Annotated in this window: 20 protein-coding genes; 17 read left to right on the top strand and 3 right to left on the bottom strand. The window is 63.6% G+C overall.

What is annotated here, in order from left to right; translation table 11 throughout:
* Nucleotides 1-31 precede the first annotated feature (31 nt).
* Nucleotides 32-1,291, bottom strand: coding sequence for an APC family permease (locus tag ACWA13_RS09720; protein WP_463933623.1), 1,260 nt, complete (start codon nucleotides 1,289-1,291; stop codon nucleotides 32-34).
* Nucleotides 1,292-1,387: 96 nt separating this feature from the next.
* On the opposite strand from ACWA13_RS09720, the gene aspS reads away from it, so the two are divergent.
* A complete protein-coding gene (gene aspS / locus ACWA13_RS09715) occupies nucleotides 1,388-3,178 on the top strand; it encodes an aspartate--tRNA ligase (protein ID WP_463933621.1) in 1,791 nt (596 codons plus the stop codon).
* Between the two features lie 76 nt (nucleotides 3,179-3,254).
* Complete coding sequence (locus ACWA13_RS09710; RefSeq protein WP_463933619.1) at nucleotides 3,255-4,046, top strand: GNAT family N-acetyltransferase; 792 nt, start codon at nucleotides 3,255-3,257, stop codon at nucleotides 4,044-4,046.
* A 25-nt stretch (nucleotides 4,047-4,071) separates the two neighbouring features.
* On the opposite strand, the gene ACWA13_RS09705 is transcribed toward ACWA13_RS09710, so the two are convergent.
* Together ACWA13_RS09705 and ACWA13_RS09700 are read right to left on the bottom strand one after the other, a co-directional pair.
* A complete protein-coding gene (locus ACWA13_RS09705) occupies nucleotides 4,072-6,381 on the bottom strand; it encodes a sialidase family protein (RefSeq protein WP_463933617.1) in 2,310 nt (769 codons plus the stop codon).
* A 135-nt stretch (nucleotides 6,382-6,516) separates the two neighbouring features.
* Nucleotides 6,517-7,164, bottom strand: a complete 648-nt coding sequence (locus tag ACWA13_RS09700) for an acVLRF1 family peptidyl-tRNA hydrolase (RefSeq protein ID WP_463933615.1) — start codon at nucleotides 7,162-7,164, stop codon at nucleotides 6,517-6,519.
* Between the two features lie 42 nt (nucleotides 7,165-7,206).
* Between ACWA13_RS09700 and ACWA13_RS09695 the strand changes: the two genes are divergently transcribed.
* From ACWA13_RS09695 to ACWA13_RS09625, 15 genes are all read left to right on the top strand, one after another.
* A complete protein-coding gene (locus tag ACWA13_RS09695) occupies nucleotides 7,207-8,640 on the top strand; it encodes a replication-associated recombination protein A (RefSeq protein ID WP_463933614.1) in 1,434 nt (477 codons plus the stop codon).
* Nucleotides 8,641-8,830: 190 nt separating this feature from the next.
* Complete coding sequence (gene rpsD / locus ACWA13_RS09690) at nucleotides 8,831-9,457, top strand: 30S ribosomal protein S4 (RefSeq protein WP_463933612.1); 627 nt, start codon at nucleotides 8,831-8,833, stop codon at nucleotides 9,455-9,457.
* A gap of 143 nt (nucleotides 9,458-9,600) precedes the next feature.
* Nucleotides 9,601-9,975: a DUF948 domain-containing protein gene (locus ACWA13_RS09685; RefSeq protein ID WP_463933610.1), complete on the top strand. Its 375-nt coding sequence runs from the start codon at nucleotides 9,601-9,603 to the stop codon at nucleotides 9,973-9,975.
* Nucleotides 9,976-9,996: 21 nt separating this feature from the next.
* Nucleotides 9,997-10,227 carry a hypothetical protein gene (locus ACWA13_RS09680; RefSeq protein ID WP_463933608.1) on the top strand — a complete coding sequence of 77 codons (231 nt, stop codon included), beginning with the start codon at nucleotides 9,997-9,999 and terminating at the stop codon, nucleotides 10,225-10,227.
* Between the two features lie 99 nt (nucleotides 10,228-10,326).
* Entirely contained in the window at nucleotides 10,327-13,005 is a 2,679-nt protein-coding gene (gene alaS, locus ACWA13_RS09675) for an alanine--tRNA ligase (RefSeq protein WP_463933606.1), read from the top strand.
* 10 nt (nucleotides 13,006-13,015) lie between these two features.
* Entirely contained in the window at nucleotides 13,016-13,576 is a 561-nt protein-coding gene (gene ruvX, locus ACWA13_RS09670; protein ID WP_463933604.1) for a Holliday junction resolvase RuvX, read from the top strand.
* A complete protein-coding gene (gene mltG, locus ACWA13_RS09665) occupies nucleotides 13,573-15,045 on the top strand; it encodes an endolytic transglycosylase MltG (protein ID WP_463933602.1) in 1,473 nt (490 codons plus the stop codon). Before ruvX ends, mltG begins: the two co-directional genes overlap by 4 nt.
* Complete coding sequence (locus ACWA13_RS09660) at nucleotides 15,042-15,902, top strand: shikimate dehydrogenase (protein ID WP_463933601.1); 861 nt, start codon at nucleotides 15,042-15,044, stop codon at nucleotides 15,900-15,902. Before mltG ends, ACWA13_RS09660 begins: the two co-directional genes overlap by 4 nt.
* Nucleotides 15,903-15,928: 26 nt before the next feature.
* Nucleotides 15,929-17,128 carry a chorismate synthase gene (aroC, locus tag ACWA13_RS09655; RefSeq protein WP_463933599.1) on the top strand — a complete coding sequence of 400 codons (1,200 nt, stop codon included), beginning with the start codon at nucleotides 15,929-15,931 and terminating at the stop codon, nucleotides 17,126-17,128.
* A 59-nt stretch (nucleotides 17,129-17,187) separates the two neighbouring features.
* Complete coding sequence (locus ACWA13_RS09650) at nucleotides 17,188-17,691, top strand: shikimate kinase (RefSeq protein ID WP_463937897.1); 504 nt, start codon at nucleotides 17,188-17,190, stop codon at nucleotides 17,689-17,691.
* On the top strand, nucleotides 17,688-18,779 hold the full coding sequence (aroB, locus tag ACWA13_RS09645; RefSeq protein WP_463933597.1) for a 3-dehydroquinate synthase: 1,092 nt from the start codon (nucleotides 17,688-17,690) through the stop codon (nucleotides 18,777-18,779). Before ACWA13_RS09650 ends, aroB begins: the two co-directional genes overlap by 4 nt.
* Nucleotides 18,779-19,297, top strand: a complete 519-nt coding sequence (locus ACWA13_RS09640; protein ID WP_463933595.1) for a tetratricopeptide repeat protein — start codon at nucleotides 18,779-18,781, stop codon at nucleotides 19,295-19,297. The genes aroB and ACWA13_RS09640 overlap by 1 nt, the downstream gene beginning before the upstream one ends.
* A gap of 131 nt (nucleotides 19,298-19,428) precedes the next feature.
* On the top strand, nucleotides 19,429-19,992 hold the full coding sequence (gene efp / locus ACWA13_RS09635; RefSeq protein WP_275214236.1) for an elongation factor P: 564 nt from the start codon (nucleotides 19,429-19,431) through the stop codon (nucleotides 19,990-19,992).
* The gene (gene nusB / locus ACWA13_RS09630) at nucleotides 19,992-20,402 is read left to right on the top strand and encodes a transcription antitermination factor NusB (protein ID WP_463933593.1); all 411 of its coding nucleotides are present in this window, start codon (nucleotides 19,992-19,994) and stop codon (nucleotides 20,400-20,402) included. The genes efp and nusB overlap by 1 nt, the downstream gene beginning before the upstream one ends.
* A 121-nt stretch (nucleotides 20,403-20,523) precedes the next feature.
* Nucleotides 20,524-21,258, top strand: a complete 735-nt coding sequence (locus ACWA13_RS09625) for a GntR family transcriptional regulator (RefSeq protein WP_463933591.1) — start codon at nucleotides 20,524-20,526, stop codon at nucleotides 21,256-21,258.
* Nucleotides 21,259-21,331: the final 73 nt, after the last annotated feature.

The following is a 21,331-nucleotide window of genomic DNA, read 5'->3' as shown; positions in this document are numbered from 1 at the left end:
CAGGCTACCGCAGCCGCAGGCGCCGGCAGCGCTATCGCCGCCGAAGCACCGCCCATCGGCACGCAAGGCCGACTGCCAGCACAGCCAGCATGACCATCACGGACGCCAGCGGCAGCGTCACTGCAAGGAGCAGGCAGGCGACGAAACCCACCGCATTCAACCATTTCGGTGCGTAGCGAGGGTGCGTCGGGAGTGTGAAGGCGGAAGCATTTGCGACCGCGTAATAAAGCAGTACGCCGAAGCTGGAGAAGCCAACCACAGTCATCACATCAGTGCTCAACAGCAGAACGATGACGACCGCGCAGACCGTTAGCTCCGCATTGAATGGTACGGAATGCCGCCCACCGATTTTGGCCAGCGGCCGGGGGAGATCGCCTTCGCGCGCCATGGCCATCGCCGTACGTCCAACGCCGGCCACGAGGGCCAGCAGTGCTCCCAGGCAAGCTGCAGCAGCACCGACCTGTACCAGCCAGGTTCCCTGCTCCAAACGGGAAAACCGGACGGCATCAAGCAACGGTGAGGTGGAGGTGTTCAGGACGCCGGACGGCAAATGGGATTGCAGCAGGAGCGCCAGGACGACATAGATGCCGAAGGCTGCGGCCAGGGCTGCAAGAATCGCCCGCGGGATGGTCCGTTCCGGGTTCTTCACCTCTTCGCCGAGGGTGGCGATACGCGCATAGCCCGCGAACGCGAAGAACATAAGGCCGGCCGCGGGCAGAATGCCCGTCGCGCCGGCCGCTGCCGGGCCGGACACCGCCCCGTCGGCGGGGCCCACGGAATCGGCAGCATGCGGTCCGAGCAATGATGCGAGTGCGACGAATATCAGTGTGGTCAGCACGATTCCCAGCAGGATGCGGGTGAGCAGGGCGGTCCGTGTCAGGCCCAGCAGGTTGACCCCGGTCAGTGCAACGACGGCGGCGACGGCGAGCGGAGTAGCCCAACCGGGTGCAACATAGTGGCCAAAAGTGAGAGCCATGGCGGCGCAGGAGGCCGTCTTCCCGGTAACGAAACCCCAGCCGGCGAGGAACCCCGGCCAATCGCCCAGCTGCTTACGGCCGTAAACATACGTTCCGCCGCTGGCCGGATATTTTGCGGCCAGCACCGCGGAGGCGACTGCATTGCAGTAGGCGACGACGCCTGCCACCAGCACTGCCAGGACCAGGTATTCGCCAGCCAGGGATGAGGCAGGAGCAAAGACGACAAAGACGCCGGCCCCCAGCATGGATCCCAAGCCGATCGCTGAAGCGTCGAAGACACCAAGCGTCCGCTTGAGCCGGGGTTGCGCACTCATGGCTGGGGACGGTCCTTTCCAACGGGTAAACTCGAACGGGATCGTTCCAGGAATGATCCTATATACCTTTTACTTTTCCCTTCAGGAAGGCATCCTGTGCTGCGCACACATGACCTTGGATCGCTTCGTTCCGAGCACATTGGACAGACCGTAACCCTGGCCGGCTGGGTTGGCCGCCGTCGTGACCATGGCGGGGTGGCGTTCGTGGACCTTCGGGATGCCTCGGGTGTGGCGCAGGTGGTGGTGCGTGAAGAGGAAGTTTTCCACGGGCTGCGCAACGAATATGTCCTGCAGGTTACCGGTACGGTCTCCCAGCGTCCTGAAGGCAATGAGAACCCGGCACTGGCCACCGGCGACGTCGAGGTCATTGCCGACGACGTAACCATCCTCAACACCTCGGATCCGTTGCCGTTCCAGATCGATGAGCACGTTGAGGTGGGCGAGGAAGCCCGGCTCAAGCACCGCTACCTGGACCTGCGCCGTCCCGGACCTGCCCGGAGTCTGCGCCTTCGGTCCGAGGCAAACCGCGTTGCCCGCGAGCTGCTGCACCAGGACGGCTTCGTGGAGATTGAGACGCCTACCCTGACCCGGTCCACCCCCGAAGGTGCCCGTGACTTCCTGGTCCCGGCGCGGCTTGCTCCCGGGTCCTGGTACGCCCTGCCACAGTCTCCGCAGCTCTTCAAACAGCTCCTGCAGGTGGGAGGCTTCGAGAAGTACTACCAGATTGCCCGCTGCTACCGTGACGAAGACTTCCGCGCCGACCGCCAGCCGGAGTTTACGCAGCTGGACATCGAGGCCAGCTTCGTCGAACAGGATGACATCATCGCCCTCGGCGAGAACATCGTTAAGGCACTCTGGAAGCTGATCGACGTCGAGATCCCCACTCCGATCCAGCGCATCACGTATGCCGACGCCATGGCCCGCTTCGGTTCCGACAAGCCGGACCTGCGGTTCGGCGTGGAACTGACCGAGCTTACCGATTTCTTCAGGGACACCAACTTCGGTGTCTTCAAGGCCCCCTATGTTGGTGCCGTGGTAATGCCGGGCGGTGCCTCCCAGCCCCGTCGTACCCTGGACGGCTGGCAAGAATTCGCCAAGCAGCGCGGACACAAGGGGCTCGCCTATGTACTGTTCAAGGAGGACGGCGAGCTCGCCGGCCCGGTAGCGAAGAACCTGACCGAGATGGAGCGGGCCGGTCTGGCCGACGCTGTTGGGGCCAAGGCCGGCGACTGCATCTTCTTCGCTGCCGGTGAGAAGACCGCTGCACGTGCACTTCTCGGCGCAGCCCGTGTTGAGATCGGCCACCGCACCGGCCTGATCAACCCCACGGACTGGGCCTTCTGCTGGGTGGTTGACGCCCCGATGTTCGAACCTGCCGCTGCCGCTGTTGCGTCAGGTGACGTGGCTGTTGGCGCCGGGCAGTGGACCGCCGTGCACCACGCCTTCACTTCGCCCAAACCCGAATTCATGGACACCTTTGACAAGGATCCGGAGTCGGCGCTGTCCTACGCCTACGACATCGTCTGCAATGGCAACGAAATCGGTGGCGGGTCCATCCGTATCCACCAGCGCGACGTGCAGGAGCGGGTCTTTGAACTGATGGGGCTGTCCAAGGAGGATGCCCAGACCAAGTTCGGCTTCCTGCTCGAAGGCTTTAAGTACGGTGCACCGCCGCACGGCGGCATCGCATTTGGCTGGGACCGGGTTGTGTCGCTGATGGCGGGCGTGGAGTCCATCCGCGACGTCATCGCTTTCCCCAAGTCCGGTGGCGGTTACGATCCGCTCACCGCGGCACCGGCCCCCATCACGCCGCAGCAACGCAAGGAAGCCGGCGTCGACTTCAAGCCCGAGGCCAAGCCAGCCGCGAAGCCGGATACGGCCTCCTGACTGCAATCACACCATGGGCTCCCCGTGCTGCTCTCACAGCGGCCCGGGGAGTTTTTGGCTCTACGAAAGGAGCACCGTGGCCGGGAAAGTAAACGCAGCGGACCTTGAGCTGATCGAAGCACTCATGGACCGTGCCTGGCCTGCTCCTGTCCGGGAAGACACCGGGGAATGGGTGTTGCGTGCCGCCGACGGCGTGACCCAACGGGCCAATTCGGTGTGGCCCCGCCATGAGGCCAGCGACCCCGCCGGCGCCCTGCGGGAGGCTGAACAGTGGTACCGCCTCCAGCGCCAGCCCCTCATCTTCCAGATCTTCGATGACGAGCGAAGCACCCGACTCAATGCCCTGCTCGATGAACGGCGGTTCAGCCGGCAATCCGAGACTCTGATCATGGTCCGTGACGCAGGCACAACAACCCCGTCTGCAGCCGGGACACCCGCCGTCGAATTTTCATCCTCCCCGTCGGAGGAATGGCTGCGCCTGTGGTGGTCGGTGGACGGGCGGGGCGGAGAAGCTGAGCTTGCTGTTGCGCGGGACATCCTGGAGGGCTGCCCGTCAATGTATGCCCTGGTGAGGGATGACGACGGTGGGGCTGCCGCCGTCGGACGGCTCGCGGTTCCTGAGGGTGCCGGGTGGGGCGGCCTGTATGCCATGGCCACAAGCCGCCTCCACCGCAGGAGGGGCTACGCGTCAGCGGTGCTGGATGCACTCCTGGCACGGGGCTGCCAGGCAGGGCTGGAGAGCTTCTGGTTGCTCGTGACCGCGGGCAATACAGGTGCGCAGTCCTTGTACGCGAAGGCCGGCTTCGGCGAGCATGGCCGCTACGTGTACCGTCAGGCGCCGCTCAAGCGGGCGCCCGGCGGCTGCTGACTGAGCCCCGCCTTGATTCCAGGCCTTACGGCTCCAGCGATGGCATTCCCACCTCGAACGCGAACGATTTCCGGGACGCGAGAGGCCCGGAAAGCCCCGCCACCAAGAGTTTGCCATCCGCGGCTCCGATCGCCGTGATGGTGAGCTCAGGGGCCGTCAGGGCGTTATGAGACAGGTCCTTGGCTGCGAAGTCCTTGCCGTTGCTGCTGACCAGCATCATGGCTTCCCCCGCACCGGGTGCCCCAAGGGTAGCCAGCAACACGTAGCCATGGTCTACCGCTACGACGTGGGGTGTGTCCATGTGCTGTCCCTCCGCCGGCGCCGGAAGGGTGGTTCCCTTGCTCCAGCTCTTGCCTTCGTCGGAACTCAGGTACGTGGCGAATTGCTGACCGACTCCGGGCTTGGAGGCTGCTACCACCGCGACTACTCCGGAAGGACCTGAGCTCAGGCTGGTGATCCAGGCCTCGTCGTAGCCTTCCGGTATCTCCAGCGTGACCGGAGCCCAGACTTTCGTGTCGCTCGAGGCCCAAACTGCTGGAGCGGTGTCGCCAGAGGACTCGAGATATCCACCGGCGAATACTGTGCCTGCTGAGGTTCGGACCAGCGAGTAGATGCCCCGGCTGTTCCCGGGGGTGCCCAGCAACGAGGCATCCTTTACTGCTGCCCACGTCCTCCCGTCACCGGACACGGCGAGGCCGGCGCTTATGCCGGTGTCATCGCGATTGACGTAGCTGCCGCCCACAATGAAGTCGTTCTCGCCTGCGAGGGCGGCCTGGACAGGAGTGTTATTGCCGGAAGCTGTGCCGCCGAAGACGTCACCGGAAAATGATTCCCACTGGCCATCGTCGCGGCGGCTCCAGGTCACCGAAAGGGGATTACTTTGGGAAAGGTCAGTCCCAAAGGCAATCTCGGCGTCGGCCGCAGCGTGGAAGCCCTTCAGGTTCTGGTTGCCATTGAGGGCCAAGGTGGTGACTGAGGAAAAGTCCCGGCCGCCGTCGGATTCCCAGATGGCCGGCTGGCTGCCGGCGTTGCCGAAGACCCGGATCCGGCCATCTGCTGATGTGATACCCGCGATGTTGACCGATCCGGTTGGAATTTTGGGCAGGAAAGGTGTCCTGTCGGTGATGGTTCCGGCGGGGTCGATGTGCCAGATCTTTTCCAGGTTATTGCCCTTGTCGGTGACCACCGCCGCGGCTAGGGCACCATCGGCGATGATGGCGGTCGCGTGGATCGAGGTATTTTTCTGTGGCGATTCCGGGGGCAGCGTCACGCGCTTCCAGGGTTCCCCGGGTTCTCGGATCAGAAGCCGGGACTGCCCCACGCGGTCCTTACCAAGGAAGTGGCTGGCTGCCTGCATTGTTTCGGAGCCGCTGGTGGTTGAGTTCGTGGGGAAGTAGCTGGTGCCGTCGGACCAGGATTTGTCCAATGCCAGATCCCAGGCCCCGCCAGGGAGCCATGAGGCCTGCAGTCCGTGGGGTACCGGATTGGATCGGTCAGTTACCGGCCAGCCAAATCCTGTGAGCTGGAACCGGGAACCGTCCCAGATCACCGTCCGGAAGCCGTTGTTGCTGGGGGCAATCCTGGACGCGTCAGGGGAAATGTCCGTCCAGGTCAGGCCGCCATCTTCCGAAGCGTAAGCGGCCGTCCGGATACCGGTACCGTCTTGGCCGGATGGGCTTTCATGTTGCCCGGCAAGGAGGAGCGTCTCACCGTTCGACGCTGCGGACACGATTTTAAGGCCGGCATCTGAATAGCGGAGGCCGTCAGGGCTCTGGGTTTCTGTCCACTGGCCGCCGTCCGTGCTGTGGTGGACGGTGAGCTGGGGTGCTCCCGATCCTGAGCTGCCGGACAAGAGAGTCCATTCGCTGTGGGCGAAAGCGAGCAGCAAGGGATAAGTTCCGCTGGTGAGCAGCAGGCCGTCACCCGCCTGCTCAAAATCCAGGCCATTGCCGCTCAGGTAGGGAAACAACTCGTCATTACGGCTGACCAGGGCCAACCAGGATTCCGGACCGCGGGTCACCGCCGTTATGTAACCCCGAGGATCCTCATCGCCATCGAACCGCGCAGCTGTCCAGGAACGGCCAGAGTCCTTCGAATGCATAAGTCGGTCCAGGGACATGGCGGCCGCGCCGCCGGAGGCCACGGCCATGACCTCTTCCCCGGTGGCGGTCAGGGAATCAAAGTGCAGCAGCGAAGCGGGTGTTTTCGCGAGTTCCGTGTCTACGGCACGGAAGGTGAGCCTGCTCTGGTCCAGGAAGCTTCCGTCCGTGCAGGAGGTGCCGAAGAAAAGGAAGGCTGCCAGGAAGGAGATAGGCAGCAGGCGTCTAAATTTCATAGGTTCCCCCGGGAGGCAAGCGGTGCCTGGTGCGGCTCCGTGGTCTGAACCGAGTCTAGGAAAGGAACGGTGCAGCTGTTGTCCCGCATCGGTGGGTTGTGGATAACTCTGGCGAAACCACTGGACCGCAGGACCTCAGGACGGCGGGTCCGTCACCAGCACGCGTACGGCGCTTGCATCCATGGCGGCCTTGGCCAGGACTGCCGCCTTGGGGTCGGGGACGTCAAGGAACTCAAGCCGTGCCCTGGAGGCGACGCCTTTCAGTACAGGCTGGACCAGGACCTGTTCCACCAGGGCCCTGTCACCGCCGGGCACCAGATATTCCACCCGGTGGTCCGCAAAGACCCTTGCGGCGTGCTCCGCCGCAGATTCCGCCAGAGCCTCCGTCTGGTTGCCGCGGCGCCGGGCAAAGCGACTCTGGGATTGGCCCCCGGCCGCCGTGCGCGACTGGACATAGCGGTTGCCGGTCTTTGACGACAGGAGGCGGCTGCCGCTGGCGACGCCAATTGCGTATCCGCCGCGCCGCACCAGGACCAGGCCGAACGTGCGTTCCTGGGTTGCGAGCGACGCCAGGCGTTCCAACGGTCCTGCACCGGTTCCGGGGCGTCCATCAGGGGGCCATGGGGCGCGTAACAAGGCGATGGCACCGTCGGCCGCCCGCAGCAGGAGGCCGCCGTCGTCGGGCTCTTCCACCAAAGGACCGTGACTCGCCGCGAAGCGCTCGGTCCAGCCGGCAAGCCGGTGCCCGGCGACGAACGCGGTGCGGCTTACGGGGCGGTCCACGTCGATGTCTCCTTTGTCGGTAGCTATGAGTAGCCTAGCTGTGTGGATGATCTCTTTGGTTCGGGCGTGGACGGCGATGTCGAAAGCGGTGCCGAGGCCGGTGCCGAAGGCGAAGTCCAGGCGCGCGGCCAGGCCAGTGCGCCCGGCTCGACGCAGCGAGGCCCGCTGGCCGTGCGGATGCGGCCGAAGACCCTTGATGAAGTGGTGGGCCAGCAACATCTTTTGGGCCAGGGATCGCCGCTGCGGCAACTGGCCGAAGGCAGCAGCGCCGGGGGACCGGCAGGACCCAGTTCGGTGATTCTTTGGGGTCCGCCCGGGACCGGGAAAACCACCCTGGCGCACGTTATCGCCAGAGGTCCGGGCCGCAAGTTCGTTGAGCTGTCAGCCATTACGGCAGGGGTAAAGGACGTCCGGCGGGTGATGGACGAGGCCCTGACGGCCCGCGATCTGTACAAGACCACCACAGTCCTGTTCCTCGACGAGATCCACCGTTTTAACAAGGCTCAACAGGACGGACTGCTCCCCGGCGTCGAAAACCGCTGGGTGGTGCTGGTGGCTGCCACCACCGAAAACCCCTCTTTCTCGGTGGTCTCGCCGCTGCTGTCCCGTTCTTTGCTGTTGACCCTCCGCCCGCTCACTGACTCGGACATTGAAGGACTGATCCTGAGGGCCGTCGAGGACGAGCGCGGCTTCAACGGCACCGTCGTCCTTGACGATGAAGCACTGGAGCACCTGGTGCGGCTGTCCGGAGGAGACGCCCGCCGCGCCCTCACGGCACTCGAGGCGGCGGCCGGCGTCGCGTTCGGTGACCCGGGTGAAGAAAAGTCCGACGGCGGCCGGATGCGGCTGCAGTTGCGCCACACCGAGCAGGCTGTGGATACCGCCGCCGTCCGGTATGACCGGGCAGGGGACCAGCACTACGACGTCATCAGCGCCTTCATCAAGTCGATCCGTGGGTCCGATGTTGACGCTTCCCTGCACTACCTCGCAAGGATGCTGGAAGCGGGGGAAGATGCCAGGTTCATCGCCCGCCGGTTGGTGATTTCGGCATCTGAAGACGTGGGCATGGCCGACCCCACAGCCCTGCAGACCGCCGTGGCCGCAGCCCAGGCCGTGCAGCTGATCGGCATGCCCGAGGGTCGGATCATCCTGGCTGAAGCTGTGGTGCATCTGGCAACGGCTCCAAAATCCAATGCCGCCTACATGGGGCTGAACAAGGCCGTGGCCGATGTCCGGGCCGGCCTGGGCGCCGGCATTCCTGCGCATCTGCGCGACGCTCACTATCCGGGAGCCAAACAGCTGGGCCACGGCAAGGGCTATGTCTATGCCCACGATGCTCCCCATGGCGTGGCCCCGCAGCAGTACCCGCCGGACGATTTGGTGGGCAAGGACTACTACACGCCGACGTCCAACGGAGCTGAACGGGAGATCGCGCCCCGGCTGGAACGGCTGCGCAGGATTATCCGCGGCAAGTAGCCGCCATGGTAGGATTGATCCTTGTCTGGCAAGGCACAGGCGCACATTTCCCCACTTTGTTTCGGTGTTCAACCGGATTGCAGTGGTGGACGTATGCCCTGCGCCCAGTAGCAAAAGGCAGCGGTTGGCCCATGCTCTCCATCGTGGAGGCCAGTAACACTGACACACCGCAGATATTGGAAGGACACAAGTGGCTAACAACACTCGTGCTCGCCGTACCGCACGCCTCTCGCGTGCACTCGGCATTGCTCTGACCCCCAAGGCCGCCAAGTACATGGAGCGCCGTCCGTACGGCCCCGGTGAGCATGGCCGTGCCCGTAAGAAGCAGGATTCCGACTACGCCGTACGTCTGCGCGAAAAGCAGCGTCTGCGCGCCCAGTACGGTATCCGCGAAGCACAGATGACCCGTGCCTTCGAAGAAGCCCGCCGCACCAAGGGCCTCACCGGTGAAAACCTGATCGAACTGCTTGAGATGCGTCTTGACGCCCTCGTGCTGCGTGCAGGCTTCGCCCGCACCATCGCCCAGGCCCGCCAGTTGGTTGTCCACCGCCACATCATGGTGGACGGCGTCCGCGTGGACCGCCCGTCCTTCCGCGTTGGCGAAGGCCAGCTCGTGCACGTGCACAGCCGCAGCGAGTCCATGGCCCCGCTGCAGGTTGCTGCTGCCGGCGCACACCGCGATGTCCTGCCTGCCGTTCCTGCTTACCTGGACGTCAAGCTCGAAGCCCTGCAGGCCCGCCTTGTGCGCCGCCCCAAGCGCTCCGAGGTTCCGGTGACCTGCGAAGAGCAGCTCGTCGTCGAATTCTACGCACGCTAAGCATCAGCAGCGTCTGCAAAGAAGCCCGTGGCAAGCGCCGCGGGCTTCTTTGTATGTAAGGTACTTGGGGGACACCTTCGGGAGGCATCGTTGCGTCCGTGGGGAATGACAGGAACACCAAGGTTTCAAGGAGAAGAACGTCTATGTCTGGTGGCGATATCGCCGGCCTGATTGCTGCCGGAGTATTTGCGATCCTGGTGCTGCTGCTCGCTGTGCCCATCCTTAAGCTAGGCCGTGTGCTGGATGAAGTCCGGACTTCCATCCGTTCTCTCAGCGACGGCGCAACGCCCCTGATGGACGAGGTCACAGCGACCGTCTCCACCACCAACCAGCAGTTGAAAAAGGTGGACGGCATTGCGTCGAACGTTTCGGATGCCTCCGCCAACCTGTCGGCCCTGTCTTCCCTGATGGCCGCCACGGTAGGTTCGCCGCTGATCAAGGTCGCCGCCTTCAGTTACGGAGTCCGCTCGGCCCTGGGGAACCGTAAGAAACCCGCCGCCGGCCGTCGCAGCCGCTGAGACCTTCCCGGAGGATCCGCAATGAAGAGAATTATCTGGATGGGCATTGGCGTCACCATCGGCGTTATCGCAGTCCATAAAATTAATAACACCCGTGCCACGCTTGGGCCCCAGGGGCTCAACAGGGCTGCAGCAATGGTTGCCGATGGCCTCTATGAGTTTGCTGACGCTGTCCGCGCCGGCATGGACCAGCGCGAAGGTGAGCTCCGCTCAGCGCTTGGCATCGATGCCCAAGATTCTGCCCGAGGCTGACCTGCCCGTAGTGGGATTCCGGAACCCCATCAGGGTTCCACGTTAGAAACATGCTCGCGCGGCACCACGCGTGAACCGAGAAGGGTAAGTAATCAGCTCATGAAGTCGCAGGAGATCACCAAGCGCTGGATCGACTTTTTTGTCAGCAAGGGCCACACCGCGGTGCCTTCGGCGTCGTTGGTCTCCAGCGATCCTTCCCTGCTGTTCACCGTCGCCGGCATGGTGCCGTTCATTCCGTATCTGACAGCCCGGGAGGAAGCACCCTACTCCCGGGCAACCAGCGTGCAGAAGTGCATCCGCACCGGAGACATTGAGGAAGTGGGCAAGACCGCCCGCCATGGCACGTTCTTCCAGATGTGCGGCAATTTCTCGTTCGGTGACTACTTCAAGGAAGACGCCATCAGGTTCGCCTGGGAGCTGCTTACCAAGAGCACGGACGACGGCGGCTACGGCCTGGCGCCTGAACTCCTGTGGGTGACTGTCTACGAAGAGGATGACGAAGCCAAGGAACTCTGGTTGAAGAACACCGGAGTCCCCGCGGAGCGCATTCAAAGGATGGGCAAGTCGGACAACTACTGGCACACCGGCCAGCCGGGACCTGCCGGCCCCTGCTCGGAGATCTATTACGACCGCGGCCCGGCATACGGCGTAGAAGGCGGCCCGCTGGCCGACGAGACCAGGTACATCGAAATCTGGAACCTGGTGTTCATGCAGTACCAGATCGAGAACGTCCGCTCCAAGGAAGACTTCGATGTTGTGGGCGAGCTGCCCAAGCGCAACATCGACACCGGCCTTGGCATGGAACGCTTGGCCATGATTCTGCAGGGCGTCGAGAACATGTACGAGACGGACCAGGTCCGTCCGGTCATCGACAAAGCAGCCGAACTCTCTGGCAGGGAATACACTTCCGCTGAAACCCCTGAGGATCCGCACCACACAGATGACGTCCGTATGCGGGTTGTAGGGGACCACATCCGTTCGGCACTAATGCTCATCGCGGACGGCGTGACGCCCTCGAACGAAGGCCGCGGTTACGTGCTGCGCCGCCTGATCCGCCGCGCTGTCCGCTCCATGCGGCTCCTCGGCGTCGAAGAGGCCTGCCTTCCGCACCTGCTTCCGGCTTCCCGAGACGCCATGAAGGGTGTCTACCCGGTGGTCGAGACGGATTTTGCCCGCATCAGCCGCATTGCCTACGCCGAAGAGAAGGCGTTCCTGCGCACCATTGCCTCCGGTACGGCAAGACTGGAAGACGCAGTCAAAGAATCGAAGGCGGCCGGTCAGCCGCTTTCCGGTGCCGATGCCTTCGCGCTCCATGACACCTACGGTTTCCCGATCGACCTCACCCTGGAGATGGCCGAAGAGGCCGGCCTCAAGGTTGACGAGCAGGGCTTCCGCTCGTTGATGCTCGAACAGCGCCAGCGCGCCCAGGCTGATGCCAAAGGCAAGAAGGGTGCACACGCGGACGTCACCGCCTTCCAGGAACTCCTGGCAAAGGGCGAAACCGTCTTTACGGGGTACACGGAATTGGAAGGCGAATCGCGGGTGCACGGCATCGTCAGCGGCGGCCGCCCGGTCCAGCAGGCCTCTACAGGCGATGAAATCGAGCTGGTCCTTGCCGAAACCCCGTTCTACGCGGAAGCCGGCGGCCAGGCCGCAGACACCGGGTTAATTACCGGCGACGGCTTCGTTGTCGAAGTCCTTGACGTGCAGCGGCCCATTAAAGGGCTCAGCGTCCACAAGGCCATTGTCCGTGAGGGCGAAATCGCATCCGACGCTGTAGTCCGTGCCGCTGTGGACCGGGAGCGCCGGCATGCCGCCGAGCAGGCCCACACGGGCACCCACATTGTGCACGCGGCACTCCACCAGATCCTGGGCCCGGACGCCACCCAGCGGGGCTCCTTCAACAAGGCAGGCTACCTGCGCTTCGACTTTGCCTGGGGCGAAGGCCTGAGCACCGCCACCCGTTCGGAGATCGAGGAGGTCTCCAATATCGCCATCCGGAATAACTACGGGGTCAAAACCAAGGTCATGGCCCTGGCTGAAGCCAAGGCGCTCGGCGCCATGGCGCTTTTCGGTGAAAACTACGGAAATGAAGTCCGGGTGGTGGAGATCGACGGCGCGTGGTCCCGCGAGCTGTGCGGTGGAACCCATGTGGCCAACACGTCACTGATCGGCAGCCTGTCGCTGCTGGGCGAGCAGTCTGTCGGATCCGGAAACCGGCGCCTGGAGGCATTTGTTGGTATGGAGGCATTCCGCCACCTGGCCGCCGAGCGTGCCCTGGTAACGGAACTGACCGAGATGCTGAAGGTGCCTTCCGGCCAGCTCACGGACCGCATCGCAGCCACGTTGAGCAAGCTCAAGAGCGTGGAGAAGGAACTGGAACGTCTTCGCAAGGAACAGCTCGCCGGCGCAGCCGTCAGGATCGCGGAAACCGCAAAGGACGCCGGTGGGATCCGGGTCATCGCGCACGATGCCGGCCAGGTTGGCGGAGCGGACGATCTCCGTGGCCTGGCGCTTGACCTGCGCAACAGGCTGGGCTCAGAAGCCGCAACCGTGGCCGTTGCCGGCGTCAGCAATGACCGCCCGGTCATCCTGGTTGCCACGAACGAGGCCGCCCGTGCTGCCGGCGTCAAGGCTGGTGCATTGGTACGGCTCGCAGCCGGGATTCTCGGCGGTGGCGGCGGCGGCAAGGATGACGTCGCCCAAGGTGGCGGCACCGACGCATCAAAGGTCGGACAGGCCCTGACCGCCGTCGTAAGCGCCATCAGTGGACGCTGACGGAGGCCTGATGACTCTACCCCCTTCGGCTTCAGCTGCCCCCGGGAACTTTCCGCGGGGGGTAAAGCTCGGTGTTGACGTCGGCACCGTGCGGGTTGGCGTAGCCATCTGTGACCGGGACTCGATCCTCGCCACTCCGTTGCGAACGCTGCAACGGAATCCCAAAAAGAACATCGACGTGCGGATACTGGCCGGTCTCGCAGAGGAATATGCGGCCGTCCAGATTATCGTTGGCCTGCCGCGTACCATGAAAGGCGAGGAACATGCTTCAGCCCGAATGGCCGGAGAATATGCTGAACTGTTGGTCCGTGAACTCCAGGGCCGTGGACTGGACATCCCGGTCCACCTCGTGGATGAGCGGCTCAGCAGCGTCACCGCCCATCGTAAACTGCACGAGGCCGGAATGAGCAGCAAGGACCACCGCCAGGTGGTGGACCAGATGGCTGCAGCAGGGATACTGCAGCACGCCATCGATATCCAGAAAGCCCGGGGAGCCGACATCGGAGAACGCGTTCGCGTTTCCGGCGTCACCGGGGCGGACCCGACTTCAGGAACGGGAGGGCCTGTATGAGCCCCGCAAGCAGCCAGAACGACGGCGAGAAGCTGACGCGCAAGGAGATCCGGGCACGGGAGCGTATCCGGCTTGAAGCGGAGGCCAACGCAGCCGGCGCAGCGTCCGCCGCTCCGGAGCGGGAACCGGAGCCGCACGTTGAGCCGGTCCATCACGTTGAGCAGGAGCAGTACTACGATTCCGGGCACGTCGTGCCGGAGCCGATCCACGCCCCGGCGGATTACTACGTTCCCGCCCATCAGGGCGAATACTACGTTCCCGCCCATCAGGGCGAACAAGAAGCGTATTACGTGCAGGACGGTCACTACGGGCAGCCTGTCCACGCGGATGCCGGCCACTACGTCTATGACGATGCCCCTCACCACGAGGACCAGGGAGCTTTCCTCGGTGCGACGGCCGTGCCGGCACCCTCACGGAAGGTCCGTGTCCGCCGTCGTTTGCTTGCCTTGCTGCTGACGCTTGCAGTATTCGTGACCGCGATCGTTGTGGGCGTGCAGTTCCTCAAGCCACTGCTGGGTATGGATAAGGTAGCCGACTTCCCCGGCCCGGGAACCGGCCAGGTGCAAGTGGCAGTGGATGCCGGGGAAGGCACCCGCTCGTTTGCAGCAAAGCTGGAAGCTGCGGGAGTCGTTGCTGACGCCGGTACGTTCGAAGGCGCTTTCACGGCATCAGGACACACCCTCAGCCCCGGTGAGTACACCTTCCGCCAGGAAATGAGCAATAAGGATGCTGTCCAGGTGCTTGCCGGTGAAGGCAGTGCCGGCGTCGTGTACTTCGCGCTGAATGCCGGGCTTCGCATCAATGAATCCCTTACCCAGATCGCAGACGGCGCACGGGTGAACTTCTCCGAACTTGAGGCTCTCAGCAACGACCCAGCGCAGTTCGGGCTGCCGGCCTCTGCCAAAAACCTTGAGGGATTCCTGGCTCCCGGCGAGTACCGCTTTGAGGTTGGCACGCCGGCCAAGGACATCCTCCAGGAGTTGGTAAACGTCACTGTGAATGAGCTGGTTGCCCAGGGAATTACCGATCCCGCGAAGCAATACGAGGCAGTCATCGTCGCCAGTATTGTGCAGGCGGAGGGCGGACTCGCCGACTACAGCAACGTGGCGGGTGCTATCTACAACCGGCTTGAGCCCAATGACGAAACCAATGGCTACCTGCAGGTCGATTCAGCAGTCACCTACGGCCTGGGCACCAAGAGCTTTAACTTCACCGATGAACAGCGTGCGGATAAGTCCAATCCGTACAACACCTACGCGAACCCGGGCCTGCCGCCTGGGCCCATCGGGTCGCCGGGCAAAACCGCCATTGACGCTGCAGCAAAGCCTGCCGCCAATGACTACCTGTACTGGGTCACGATCAACCTCGATTCGAAGGAAACGAAGTTCTCCAGCACGCTTGCCGAGCACAACCGCTACGTGGAGCAGTACAACACGTGGTGCCGTGCCAATGCGGGACGCTGTACGTGACCCGATTTGCGGCTGTCCTTGGGCATCCGGTCGGCCACTCGAAATCCCCGGCTATGCATCAGGCGGCCTACCGCGTGCTCGGAATGGACATCGACTACGCCGCTGTTGACGTCACGGAGGAAGCCCTCCCGGCGTTCATGCGCCGGGTAGCTGAGGAACCCGACTGGACCGGCTTGTCCGTGACCATGCCCCTGAAGACCGCGATTATTGCGGAGGTTCACGAGGTCCGTGGCATAGGCAGGACCCTGGGCGTCGTGAATACCGTTGCCTTCGAAGGCAGTGCCGCAGGAGCCAGGAGGATTGCCTACAATACTGACGTTGATGGCATCGTTAACGCGGTTCGGCATGCCGGAGTTGAAAACGCCCGGGAAGCCGTGGTGATTGGAGCCGGGGCCACGTCCGCCGCGGCGGTAGCAGCCCTCAACGCCCTCGGTGCACGCTCCGTGCAGGTATTTGCCCGCGATATCGGACGGGCCGCTGAAGCACGCGCGGCCGCGGCAGCACTTGGCCTGGCTTTGGAAGTACGCCCGCTGGCGGCTGCGGCGCAGAGTACTGCGGCAGCCGACGTCGTGATTTCCACAGTGCCGCCCAGGGCCGCAGACGACCTTGCCGTGGAACTGGAACAGCAGGGTATTGCCACTCCGGGAGTGCTCCTGGATGTCGCCTACGATCCGTGGCCGAGCCGAATGGCCGAAGCCTGGGGCAAAGGCGGCGGAGCAGTGGTTCCAGGACTGGAAATGTTGCTGTACCAGGCAGTTGAACAGGTGCGTCTCTTCACCGGCCGAGGCGAGGACGTTAATGCGACTGTCATAGATGTGATGTGTGACGCAGTCGGCCTACCCCGACGGGCGAACTGACCGCCATACATGGCAGGATGGAAATTATGTTGCGTTGGTTGACTGCCGGTGAATCCCATGGCCCGGCTTTGATGGGAATTATCGAGGGCGTCCCCGCAGGTGTGGAGCTTTCGAGCAAGCAAATTGCGGACTCACTGGCCCGGCGCCGCCTGGGCTACGGCCGTGGTGCCCGCATGAAGTTTGAACAGGATGCCGTTACCATCCTTGGCGGCGTCCGCCACGGCATCACCCAGGGTGGACCCGTAGCCATCCAGGTCGGCAACACCGAATGGCCCAAATGGGAGCAGATCATGTCTGCTGACGCCGTGGATCCCGCGCTGTTGGCCGAACAGGCCCGCAACGCCCCGTTGACCCGCCCCCGGCCTGGCCACGCCGACTTCACGGGCATGCAGAAGTATGGATTTGACGAAGCCAGGCCTGTCCTGGAGCGCGCCAGTGCCCGCGAGACGGCCACCCGCGTTGCCCTGGGCACGGTGGCGGCGCAGTTCCTGAAGCAGTTGGGCATCGAGTTGGTAAGCCACACGGTATCCATCGCCAGTGTCACCGTTCCCGAAGGGCGCCCACTGCCGCTTCCGTCCAACGTCCTGGCCCTGGACGCGGACCCCTTGCGCTGTTTCGACCGCGAAACCTCGGATGCCATGGTCGCCGAGGTGGACGCCGCCCACAAGGAAGGCGAAACCCTGGGCGGCATCGTGGAGGTCCTGGCGTACGGGCTGCCGCCGGGACTCGGCAGCTACGTGCATTGGGACCGCCGCCTTGATTCCAGGCTTGCTGCCGCCCTGATGGGCATCCAGGCCATCAAGGGAGTGGAGGTTGGCGACGGCTTCCTTACCGCGGCCCGCCGTGGTTCCGCTGCCCACGATGAGATCGTTAAGGACGCGGACGGCCGGATCATCCGGACCAGCAACCGTGCCGGCGGCATCGAAGGCGGGATGAGCATCGGCGATGTCCTGCGCGTCCGGGCTGCCATGAAACCAATCGCTACCGTTCCACGCGCTCTCAAGACCATTGACGTCAGCACCGGTGAACCCGCCAAGGCCCACCACCAGCGGTCAGATGTCTGCGCAGTCCCGGCAGCCGGGGTGGTGGCCGAAGCCATGGTTGCTCTGGTTCTCGCGGACGCCGTCAAGGAGAAGTTCGGCGGCGATTCCGTCGCGGAGACCTCACGCAACATGAAGGGGTACCTCGAAAACATCCCCGCGGCACTGGACTCGATCGGCCTGTAGTGTCTTTCAGCAACAGTGCCGGCGGGTCCGGAGCAACGCCCGTTGTGCTGATCGGGCCCATGGCCGTTGGCAAGAGCGCCATCGGGTATCAGTTGGCGCAGCGCCTGGGCCGGGCGTTCGTGGACACGGACGTACTGATCGTGGCAGCACATGGCAGTATCCCCGGGATATTTGCGGCCCGGGGGGAGCGTGGCTTCCGGGAAATCGAGGCCAAGACTGTCGCTGCAGCGATTGAGGAAGGCGCCGACCGGGTTATTTCCCTTGGCGGGGGAGCCGTGCTTGATTCAGGGACGCAGCAACTGCTGGAACCATGCACCGTGGTGTACCTCGAAGGCGATGTCGACACCGTGTCGGCGCGGATCGCCAGGTCTTCCGGGCGCCCGTTGCTGGCCGGTGATGCCGTGGAGAACTGGAAAGCGTTGTTTGCTGCCCGCAAGCCGGTCTACGAACGGCTGGCGGACATCGTGATGGACGTCCGGCAAGGCACGGTGGCAGAGCTGGCAGGCCGCCTTGAAGACGCGCTACGGAAGTATGCAGCGGCCCAACAGGAAGTGGAACATTGAACAAGCCATCGACAGTCATCAAAGTCACCGGTGACGGTGCGGGACAAAATTACGACGTCGTCGTAGGCAACGGTCTGCTGGGCAGCCTTTCCGGTGTGCTGGGGGAGCGCGTCCGGCGTGTGCTTGTTGTCCACCCGCGGGCACTGCGCCTGACCGGTGATGCCGTCCGCGCATCCCTTGAGGCGGACGGCTTCACGGCCCTGACGGCCGAAATTCCGGATGCCGAAGAAGGCAAGCACATCCAGGTAGCCGCGTTCTGCTGGCAGGTCCTGGGCCAGAACGACTTCACGCGCTCGGACGCCATTGTCTCCGTGGGCGGCGGGGCTGTTACCGATCTGGCGGGATTTGTGGCCGCAACCTGGCTGCGAGGCGTCAAAGTGGTCCACATGCCCACCAGCCTCCTTGGCATGGTGGACGCCTCCGTTGGGGGCAAGACCGGAATCAACACGGCGGAAGGCAAAAACCTGGTAGGCGCATTCCATCCGCCGGCCGCCGTGCTGGCAGATCTGGATACGCTGTCTACCCTTCCCAGGAACGAGCTCATCTCAGGCATGGCCGAAGTGGTCAAGTGTGGATTCATCGCCGATCCAGCCATCCTGGAACTGGTCGAGAAGGACCCCGCAGCCGTCACCGACCCTGAGTCCGCTGTACTCCGTGAGCTTATTGAACGGGCCATCAGCGTCAAGGCAACTGTGGTTTCACAGGACCTCAAGGAGTCCGGCCTGCGTGAGATCCTCAATTACGGCCACACGCTGGGCCACGCGATTGAACTTGTAGAACGCTATTCCTGGCGCCACGGGGCCGCGGTCTCCGTGGGGATGATGTTCGCGGCGGAACTTGCCCGCAGTGTTGGCAGGCTCAGCGACGCGGACGCTGACCGGCACCGCAGCATTCTTGAATCGCTGGGGCTGCCCGTTACGTACCGTCGGGACCGGTGGCAGGGACTCCTTGACGGGATGAGGCGGGACAAAAAATCACGCGGCGACCTCCTGCGCTTTGTGGTCCTGGACGGCATCGCGCGCCCGGGAATCCTCGATGTCCCGGATACCTCCCTCCTGTTCGCGGCCTACCAGGAGATCGCCTCCTGATGTGGGATTCCGCTGCAGCCACCATTGAATGGCCGGACGCCGGATTCCCGGGCGTCCGGATCAACCCGCTCACCCTGGTTCCGGAGATTACCAACGAGGAAGAATGCCAGGCGGCCCTTGAGGCCAGCAGTGATCCCTCCGACCGGATTTTTGTGCTCCTGGTACAGGGGGACGCTGCCAATGCCGCCGAACTCCTCGCCGAGGCCCGCTACACGGATCCGGAGTCTCTCCGGCTGAGGACTTATGAAGCCGAAGTGCTGCGGATCTCGCACCGCTATGACAGGGCCATCGGGTTGTACAGGCAACTTCTGGCGGAGGTCGCAGGGACCGCCCGGGAAGCACTGATCCTTCAGTACCTCGGCACCACCCAGTATGCCGCCGGGCACGTGGGTGCCGCCGTTGAAGCTTTCACCCGGGCCTTGGACCTGCAGGTCGCCGGAGCGGCGGAAGCCGCCCAGATTTACACCTCCACCATGGCGCTTCAGCGCGCCAGGGACGTCCTGGAACTTGCATCCTGACAGGCTCCCCGAATTTACCGGTAGAATGGTCCTTGGATTTTTGACAAAAACAGACTGGCGGGCCGTGCGCACGCCTGCCTGGCATAACCAGCTGGCAGCGCAGACCAGTCAGAGAAACCCAGAGGGAACCAGTGGCAACCACTAACGACATCAAGAACGGAACCGTCCTTAAGCTTGAGGGCCAGCTCTGGAACGTCATCGAGTTCCAGCACGTAAAGCCAGGCAAGGGCGGCGCATTCGTCCGCACCAAAATGCGCAACGTGATGTCCGGCAAGGTAGTGGACAAGACGTTCAACGCCGGACTCAAGATCGAAACCGCCACCGTGGACCGCCGGGATTACCAGTACCTGTACCAGGATGGCGCCGACTTCGTTTTCATGGACACTTCGGATTTCGACCAGATCACCGTCTCCGGCGCCACCGTTGGTGATGCCACCAACTTCATGCTCGAAAACCAGATGGTCAACATCGCCATCCACGAGGGCAACCCGCTCTACATTGAGCTGCCGCCGAGCGTAGTCCTCGAAATCACCTATACAGAGCCAGGCCTGCAGGGCGACCGCTCCTCGGCCGGCACAAAGCCTGCCACCCTGGAGACGGGCTATGAGATCCAGGTGCCATTGTTCGTCGAGAACAACACCAAGGTCAAAGTGGACACCCGTGACGGCAGCTACCTCGGCCGGGTCAGCGAGTAGTGAGCGCACGCGGTAAAGCCCGTAACAGGGCGCTGGACATACTTTTCGAAGCGGAGCAACGCTCCCTTTCGGCGTTCGACGTGCTCCGGTCGCGCCGGGAAAAAACTGACCAGGTCATCAACCCCTACACCGTGGATATTATTGAAGGCGTTGTCTCGCAGCAGACTGCCATCGACGAATTCCTGGAAACCTACTCGCAGGGCTGGTCGCTGGAACGGATGCCGTCGGTAGACCGCATCATCCTGAGGATCGGAACCTGGGAACTTCTGTTCAATGACGACGTCCCGGACGGCGTGGCCGTCAGCGAGGCAGTGGCACTGGCCAAAACGCTGTCAACTGATGAATCGCCGTCTTTCATTAACGGCCTTCTGGGCCGCCTGCAGCAGCTGAAACCGTCACTGTTGGCCTAAGACGTTTTCGGCATCCGATTTAGCCCCGACCAGGGATCATCGACCTGGGCGGGGCTTCTTCGTGTTGCGGGGGTGTAAGGAAGATGCGACCGCCGGCACCGCATCCCTATAGGATCTGAACATGCAAAACCAGTCCGACGGCACACGCGCCGGCAACAGGCCAGACATTCCGGATGCTGGCCGCAAGGCCGGCAGGGCGGTGAGCCGCCAGGTGTTGGCAGACCACGTGTACACGGAGCTCCTGGCTTCCCTCATGGACGGCAGGCTGGCGCCCGGCGCGGTGGTCAGCATCGATGGAACGGCGCGGGAGCTGGACGTTTCGCCGACTCCTGTCCGCGAGGCACTGGCTCGGCTGGAGCACACCGGAATGGTCCGGAGGGTGGCCTTGAAGGGTTATCGCGTGGCCCCTGTTTTTACGCAGGAAGATTTTGCCGAACTGATGGAGGCCCGCCTCGCTATCGAGCCGGTCAATGCGCGGCTCGCATGCACCAGGATCGATCAACGCGGCCTGGCTGAGCTGGAAAAGGCCGTGGAAGATCTCAGGTCTGCCCCCAGGGGTCCGTCTTTCGCTGAGTTCAAGGACTATCTCGAAGCCGACGAACGCTTCCATCAGCTGATTGCCCGGCAGACGGGAAACCAGTTCATGGAGGCAGCCTATTCGGCGCTGGGCGGGCAGGTGCAGCGGTTCCGGCTCTTCGGGGGAGTGGGAATCACAGACGCTGAATTCGCCATCGCCGAGCATCAGGCGGTCCTGGACGCGGTGTCCACGGGAGATCCTGACAAAGCCGGGGCCGCCATGGCCGAGCACATCCACAAGGTCCGTTCGCGGGCCATTGCCGACGCTCCGGAAGGCTGACTCGCCCAACGAAGCAGTACTAAGTGCCGTTTTGAACGCCAAGACGGCACTTAGTGCTATGCACGCATTTACA

This window comes from Pseudarthrobacter sp. TRD_SC_9, from assembly GCF_055361265.1.
This window is presented reverse-complemented; position numbering and strand designations above follow the sequence as displayed.